General features: G+C 67.4%; 7 protein-coding genes. 3 read left to right on the top strand and 4 right to left on the bottom strand.

Features of this window, described 5'->3' with window-relative positions:
• Positions 1–19 precede the first annotated feature (19 nt).
• Entirely contained in the window at positions 20–1690 is a 1671-nt protein-coding gene (locus QN350_RS01595; protein ID WP_322139931.1) for an HNH endonuclease signature motif containing protein, read from the bottom strand.
• Between the two features lie 299 nt (positions 1691–1989).
• Complete coding sequence (gene fabG / locus QN350_RS01600; RefSeq protein ID WP_281535030.1) at positions 1990–2700, bottom strand: 3-oxoacyl-ACP reductase FabG; 711 nt, start codon at positions 2698–2700, stop codon at positions 1990–1992.
• Between the two features lie 134 nt (positions 2701–2834).
• Between fabG and QN350_RS01605 the strand changes: the two genes are divergently transcribed.
• Genes QN350_RS01605 through QN350_RS01615 form a run of 3 tightly spaced genes read left to right on the top strand, consistent with a single transcriptional unit; the run spans position 2835 to position 4320 of the window.
• Complete coding sequence (locus QN350_RS01605; protein ID WP_322139932.1) at positions 2835–3224, top strand: DUF3099 domain-containing protein; 390 nt, start codon at positions 2835–2837, stop codon at positions 3222–3224.
• Complete coding sequence (locus QN350_RS01610) at positions 3221–3481, top strand: hypothetical protein (RefSeq protein WP_322139933.1); 261 nt, start codon at positions 3221–3223, stop codon at positions 3479–3481. The genes QN350_RS01605 and QN350_RS01610 overlap by 4 nt, the downstream gene beginning before the upstream one ends.
• Positions 3478–4320 (top strand): SURF1 family protein, encoded by an 843-nt coding sequence (locus tag QN350_RS01615; RefSeq protein ID WP_322139934.1) that lies wholly within the window; start codon positions 3478–3480, stop codon positions 4318–4320. Before QN350_RS01610 ends, QN350_RS01615 begins: the two co-directional genes overlap by 4 nt.
• 51 nt (positions 4321–4371) lie before the next feature.
• On the opposite strand, the gene QN350_RS01620 is transcribed toward QN350_RS01615, so the two are convergent.
• Positions 4372–5970: an ABC-F family ATP-binding cassette domain-containing protein gene (locus QN350_RS01620; RefSeq protein ID WP_134448675.1), complete on the bottom strand. Its 1599-nt coding sequence runs from the start codon at positions 5968–5970 to the stop codon at positions 4372–4374.
• A gap of 92 nt (positions 5971–6062) precedes the next feature.
• Positions 6063–6704 (bottom strand): TetR family transcriptional regulator, encoded by a 642-nt coding sequence (locus tag QN350_RS01625; protein ID WP_322139935.1) that lies wholly within the window; start codon positions 6702–6704, stop codon positions 6063–6065.
• Positions 6705–6832: the final 128 nt, after the last annotated feature.

The following is a 6832-nucleotide window of genomic DNA, read 5'->3' on the forward strand; positions in this document are numbered from 1 at the left end:
GCCGCCGTGTCAGGTGGACTCAGTCGCGGTTGGGTGGTCCGGTGAGGACCTGGTGGGCGCGGTGCCGGTTCGGCGGCCGCCACAGCCGCTGCGGGTCAATGAGCCCGGGAGCTCGCACCTGTGGTGATCCCTTCACCATGCGGATCTCCCACCCCGAGGTATCGATCGTGTGGTGATGGAACCAACACAGTAAGACACCGTTGTCGACCGTGGTGGGCCCGTTCTGCGCCCACGGCTTCACGTGGTGCACTTCGGCCCAGTGTGCGGGGGCCTTGCAACCGGGGATGATGCAGCCGCCATCCCGGGCGGTGATCGCCCGACGTTGCGCCCGGTTGAAGTACCTTCGCTCCGGACCCAGCTTGAGGACCTGGTTGTCATCCCCGAACAACACCCCTTGGAAGCCGCCGTCACAGATCCGCTGGTGCACCGTCTTGAGCGAGACCGGAGCTTCGACACCGTCGATCCACCCGACGCCGACCCCCGCGGCAAGGTCGGCGGCGTTCACATGCACCATCACCGTCGGCGCCGACCCACCCATGCTGGGCGTGTCCTCGTCCCGGGCGGCATGCTCGAACAACGCCCGAAGGATGTCCGCACGTTTCTCCCCGCCCGTGCGGCTATCCGCGCGCCGCTCCCGCAGCTCGGCCTCGATCACGTCGAGCTCCGGGCCCGTACCGGCGTCGACGTCGTCACCGGTGCCCGATGACTCGGCCCCGGGAATCATCTGCCCCGAGTCCATCCGCGCCTGCTCCTCCTCGGTCGGGGATGCCGGCCGGGCGTGGAAGCTGAGGAAGGCGTCGAAGAGGGTGTTCATCATCCCGAAGAGCTCCGGCGTCACCCCACCCTTCACCGGGTACAGGCCGTTCTTGAGTTGGCCGAAGCCGATGTTCGATTTCGCTTCGAACAGGTCTTCCTGGGGCAGCATCCCGTCGGGGTCGAGGATGGCCTGCCACTGCAGCACCATGCCGCGGATCAGGTCCGCAGCCGCGGGCACCCCGGCCCCGGCGAGGATCTCCGTTTCCGGGGTGATCCACCCGGCCGCCGTGGCGACCAGGGCACGCTCGGCGACCTCGACCTCCGCCGGGACCGCCCGGTGACTGACCGACCCCAGCCCCGTCGTGATCAGCTCGGCCGCCTCCTCACCGATATCCCCCGCCGCCAGGGCGGCCCCCACGACCGGGAACAACGGCGGCAACACCGCCAGGCCCGCCCGGCGGGGCAACACCGCATCACCGAGCTTGATGCGGCGCTTCACTTCCCGGGCAGACACCCGCGTCACCCGGGTGAGGACATCCCACGGCCCCCGGCAGCCCATCCGCCACGCCAGCCCTTCGCGGCCGAGCACCCGTGCCCGCCGGTCCACATCGGTTGCGGTGGTCACCCGGGCCGCATCCACCGTCCGACCGATCGCTTCGACCTCTTTCAGAGCCGTGACAGCTTCCGCATCACTGAGTAACCCGATCGGGATTGCCGCCAAAGCGTCTGCGAGGGCCGAACGCGCTTCACTGAGCCTGGCGACAGCATCCGCATGCACCGACGGAACCGACCCGGCCAGCCCGTCAGCGCCCTCGAAGCCTTCGGCAACCGCAACGGGATCGGGAGGCTCGACACCGACGGTGGGCTGGTCTTCCGCGGCCCCGGAATCGGGTGTCTGCGGGGTGTGTGACTGGGGATCCGTAGGTCCTGCCATACCCCGATTCTACCCCGAACCGAACAGGAATACGAGACTTGCTCATCTAATTTATGGCTGATCGTCTCAAGTTTCACACCTGCAGACGAGAGTAAGCATCGCCGGTGGCTACCTCAGGAGATCCGCCCGGGCGAGCGCCTCAGGTCCGCGGACCAGTGCGGCGGATCCCTCCCGGCAGCACGGATCTCCTGAGGTAGCCACCACTACTGCCCGAATCTCCTGAGGCTACTGCGTGAGGCGAGGGTCTCGCGCAGGGTCGCGCCGACCTCCATGTCGCCGTAGGCGTATCGCTGACCTGGTCAGTGACCCATGCCGAGACCGCCGTCGACCGGGATCACGGCACCGGAGATGTACCCGGCGTCGTCGCCCGCGAGCCACGTGACGACCTTCGCGACCTCGGTGGCAGACGCAAAGCGTCCTGCCGGGATGTTCTTCTTGTACTCGGCCTGAACGGCATCGGAAAGCTCGGCGGTCATCTCGGTCTCGATGAAGCCGGGCGCGACGACGTTCGCGGTGATGCCGCGGGCACCGAGTTCGCGCGTGACGGAGCGGGCGAGCCCGACCAGCCCGCTCTTGGAGGCGGAGTAGTTGACCTGCCCGGCGGAACCGTAGAGGCCGACCACGCTCGAGATCAGCACGATCCGGCCGAACCTGGCCTTGAGCATGCCCTTGGACGCGCGCTTGACGACGCGGAAGGCACCGCTCAGGTTCGTGTCGATCACCGAGGTGAAGTCGTCCTCGGTCATCCGCATCAGGAGGGTGTCCTTGGTGATTCCGGCGTTGGCCACGACCACTTCGACCGGTCCGAGGGACGCCTCGATCTCGGTGAACGCGGCGTCGATCGATGCGGCGTCCGTGACGTCGGCCCGCACCGTGAGGGTGCCCTCCGGGCCGGACCCGGAGCGGGCGGTGACCGCCACGCGGTGGCCCTGGCGTACGAATTCTTCGGCGATGGCAAAGCCGATCCCGCGGTTGCCCCCGGTCACGAGAACGGTCCTGACGGAAGGCATCCGGTTCCAATCTATTCCCAGCGAACGACCAGCCGTACGCACGTATATTCCAGTTTACGGTGTCATCCCACAGACCGGGCGAGACGTAGGCTTATCAGGCAAAACCTCGACCGGTTGACCGAAGCGATGAGAGTATGAAACAGCAGTCGATCACTTCCCTGCCTCCGTCTCCGGAGGCCGAACGACACGCCCGGATGATCAAGTACTCCGTCACCATGGGCATCCGGATGGTGTGCATCGTCCTGATGCTTTTCGTGCACGGCTGGTGGCTTCTGGTCTGCGCCGCCGGCGCGATCGTGCTTCCGTATTTCGCCATGATCATCGCGAACGTCCACGGCACGGGCGAGGCAAGCACCGTCGTACGCCCCGGCGCCGTGCAGCTGTACCGCGGGCAGTCCGAGTCGTATCGGGGACCCGCGTCAGAGGCCCACGCATCGGCGGAACCCGGGTCGGCTGAAGCAACCTCGGCTGAATCGAACTCCGCGCGCCCGGATGGGTCGCGCGGCCCGGCAGAGGCCGCATGATCGGTTTCGACGACGACCTCGAGATCCCCCGGTGTTCCCGGGCAGGGTGCCAGGACGACGCTACGTGGCGCATCGACTGGCGCAATCCGCGCATCCACGCCGAGGACCGGGTGAAGACGTGGCTCGCCTGCTCCGGGCACGTCGACTTCCTCCGAGAATTCCTGAGCGCCAGGGACTTTCCAGTGGCTGTCGTCGCGCTCGACGCTGCGCCGGGCACGACTCCGGGCCATGCCGCCGTCGGGACGAACCCGTCATGATCGGCTGGAAGTTCGCGTTCACCCGACGGTGGGCCGGATACCTCGTGCTGACCATCATCTTCGGCGCCGCGTGCGCCGGCCTGGGCATGTGGCAGTTCGCCAGGCGTAACGAGGCCCTCGTCGAGATCAACAAGGTCGACGCGAACTACGACCACACGCCGGTGAGCCTGACCGAAGCCCTGCCTAGCCTCGATTCGTTCAACGAGTCGCAGAAGTGGCTCCCGGTGACGATGACGGGCACCTATCTCGCCACCGATGAGCTGATCGTGCGGAACCGCCCGATGAACGTGCACCCCGGTTTCGAGGTGCTCACCCCGCTGCTCCTCGCCGACGGCACCGTCTTCGTCGTCGATCGCGGCTGGGTCCCGACCGGCGAGACAGCGGATGCCCCCGGACCGGTTCCCGCCGCTCCGTCCGGTGAAGTCACCGTCATCGCCCGGCTCAAGGCCGGGGAGCCGACCCTTCCCGGGCGCACGGCGAGCGGTAACCAGATCGCCACGATCCATCTCGCCGACGTCGCCGAACGGGTCGGCGCGCCGACCTATACCGCGGCATACGGGCTGATGGCGTCCGAGGACCCCGCGCCGGCCACCCGGCCCGCCGGCGTGACCCGGCCCGTCGCGGACGAGGGATCACACCTGTCCTACGCGTTCCAGTGGATGCTGTTCGCCCTGCTCGGCTTCATCGGGCTCGCCTGGGCGGTTCGCCAGGAGTTCCGCGCTCTCAACGCGGACGACCCCGAGGAACGCACCCGCGCAGCGGAACGCGCCCGCCGCGTGGCCGCCAAGCCCCGCTCGGACGCAGAGGTCGAAGACGACCTCATCGACAGCACGCACTAGCAGCGAGCACGCACCGCTCGCGAGCACGCACCGACGGATGGTTGCTGGCGACTAGGCCAGCATGATCAGGTCGAGGTAGTCCTTGTTCCAGTGGTCCTCAGTGCCCTCAGGCATGATCAGCACACGTTCCGGGTTGAGCGCCTCGACGGCGCCCTCGTCGTGGCTGACCAGGACGACGGCACCCTCGTAGTGCGCGAGCGCGTCGAGGATCTCGTCGCGGCTCGCGGGGTCGAGGTTGTTGGTGGGTTCGTCGAGAAGCAGCACGTTGGCGCCGGACACGACGATCATGGCGAGGGCGAGCCTGGTCTTCTCTCCACCGGAGAGGACCCCGGCCGGCTTGTCGGAATCGTCACCCGTGAACAGGAACGAGCCGAGGACCCGGCGGGCCTCCATCTCGGTGATGTTCGGTGACGAGGACACCATGTTCTGTAGCACGCTGCGCTTGACGTCGATGGTCTCGTGCTCCTGCGCGTAGTACCCGATGCGCAGACCGTGGCCGGGGACGATCGTGCCGGTGTCCGGCTTGTCGACGCCCGCGAGCATCCGCAGCAGCGTGGTCTTGCCCGCACCGTTGAGGCCGAGGATGACGACCTTGGACCCGCGGTCGATCGCGAGGTCGACCGCTGCGAAGATCTCGAGCGAACCGTAGCTCTTGGACAGGTCGTTTGCCATCAGCGGTGTGCGACCGCACGGCGCCGGCACCGGGAAGCGCAGCTTGGCCACGCGATCAACGGCACGCACGGCGTCGAGTCCGGAGAGCAGCTTCTCTGCCCGGGCGACCATCTGGTGGGCCGCTGCGGCCTTGCTCGCCTTGGCGCCGAACTTGGCGGCCTGCAGCTGCAGGGTGGACGCCTTCTTCTCGGCGTTGGCACGTTCCTTCTTGCGACGGTCGGCGTCCGCGAGGCGCTGGCGCTGGTAGTTCTTCCAGTTCATGTTGTAGATGTCGATGACCATGCGGTTCGCATCGAGGTAGAACACCCGGTTGACGGTCTCGCCGACGAGTTCGATGTCGTGCGAGATGATGATGACACCGCCGCGGTAGTTCTTGACGAACTCACGGAGCCAGACGACGGAATCGGCGTCGAGGTGGTTGGTCGGTTCGTCGAGGATCATCGTTTCCGCGGCGGAGAAGAGGATGCGGGCGAGCTCGATGCGGCGGCGCTGGCCTCCGGAGAGCGTCTGCAGCTCCTGGTCGAGGATCCGGTCCGGAAGGTTCAGGTTGCTCGCGATCGAGGCGGCTTCCGCCTCCGCGGCATAGCCGCCGAGGGCGTTGAACTGGTCGGTCAGGTTGCCGTAGACCTTCATGGCCTTAGCGGCGACCTTGGGGTCGTCGCTGCCCATGTCGAGACCGGCCTGGTAGAGGCCGAGCGAGATCGTGCCGAGGCCGCGCGCATCGAGGATCCGCGTGCGCGCGAGCATCGTCGGCTCACCGGAGCGGGGGTCCTGGGGAAGGTAGCCGATCTGACCTGACCGGTCGATCTGGCCGTGCGTCGGCATCGTCTCGCCCGCGAGCGTCTTCGTGAGGGTCGTCTTTCCCGCACCGTTCCGGCCGACGAGGCCGATCTTGTCGCCGGCGGAGACGCGGAAACTGACGTCTTCCATGAGCACGCGCGCCCCGACTCTGATTTCGAGGTTTTGCACACTGAGCACAGCAATAGTCCGTTCGGAATGTTCGTGGGAGGGGTTCGGCCCGACCGGGCCAGTTATCTAGTATATTCTCGCGCGGCGACCAGCCGGGACGCTCAGAAAAGTGTGGCCCTCAGCGTGTTCGCAAGCCACTCCCGGTATGCACCGACCGACCAGTCCAGGTCGAGGACGAGCGAGCGGTAGACCTGCGGGTGGGCCAGTGCCCAGATCGCCGCGGCGGCCTCGTGGTCGCTCAGGCCGCTCCGCAGCGCATGGCGGTCGCGCAACGCCGTTGCCGTCTGGCTGAAGTTGTGCAGCAATCGCGCGGACTGGCGCAGCTCGAGCCGAGCCACGTCGGCGTCCACCCCCGCTGCCTGTGAGACGACCCTCCGCATGGCGGCGGTGCGCACGTTCGTCTCAACGCACCAATCGACGAGCAGGCGGATGATGTCGGTAGCCGAGCGCGGTCCGCTCCCCGACCGGGGTACCGAAACCGGATGCTCATGCGCGGACTCCCCCAGGCCGGCGGGCCCCGTGGCGCCGCGTTCGAGCACGGCAGCGAGGAGGTCCGCCTTGAGGCCCACGGAGTTGTAGATGGTCTGCACCGCGACACCGGCCTCCGCGGCGATCGCTGCCACGGAGGCCGCGATATACCCGCGCTCGAGCATGAGGCGCTCGGCCGCGTCGAGGATCTCGGTCCTGGTCGCCTCGCTCTGCACCGATCGACGCTTCGGCCGCGTCTTTCCGGGGAAATCCATTTGATTAGCATACCGTTCCAGTGAGTGTAAGAGCATACTAAGTCCGTCCGGGGCGCGGGCGGGCCCCGGTTGGACTACCGGTCGACGGCATCCGCCGGTTAACGCAGTGTCGCCCCGGATCGGAATCC

This window comes from Cryobacterium sp. 10I5, assembly GCF_035019865.1.
In the GTDB taxonomy this organism is placed as follows: domain Bacteria; phylum Actinomycetota; class Actinomycetes; order Actinomycetales; family Microbacteriaceae; genus Cryobacterium; species Cryobacterium breve_A.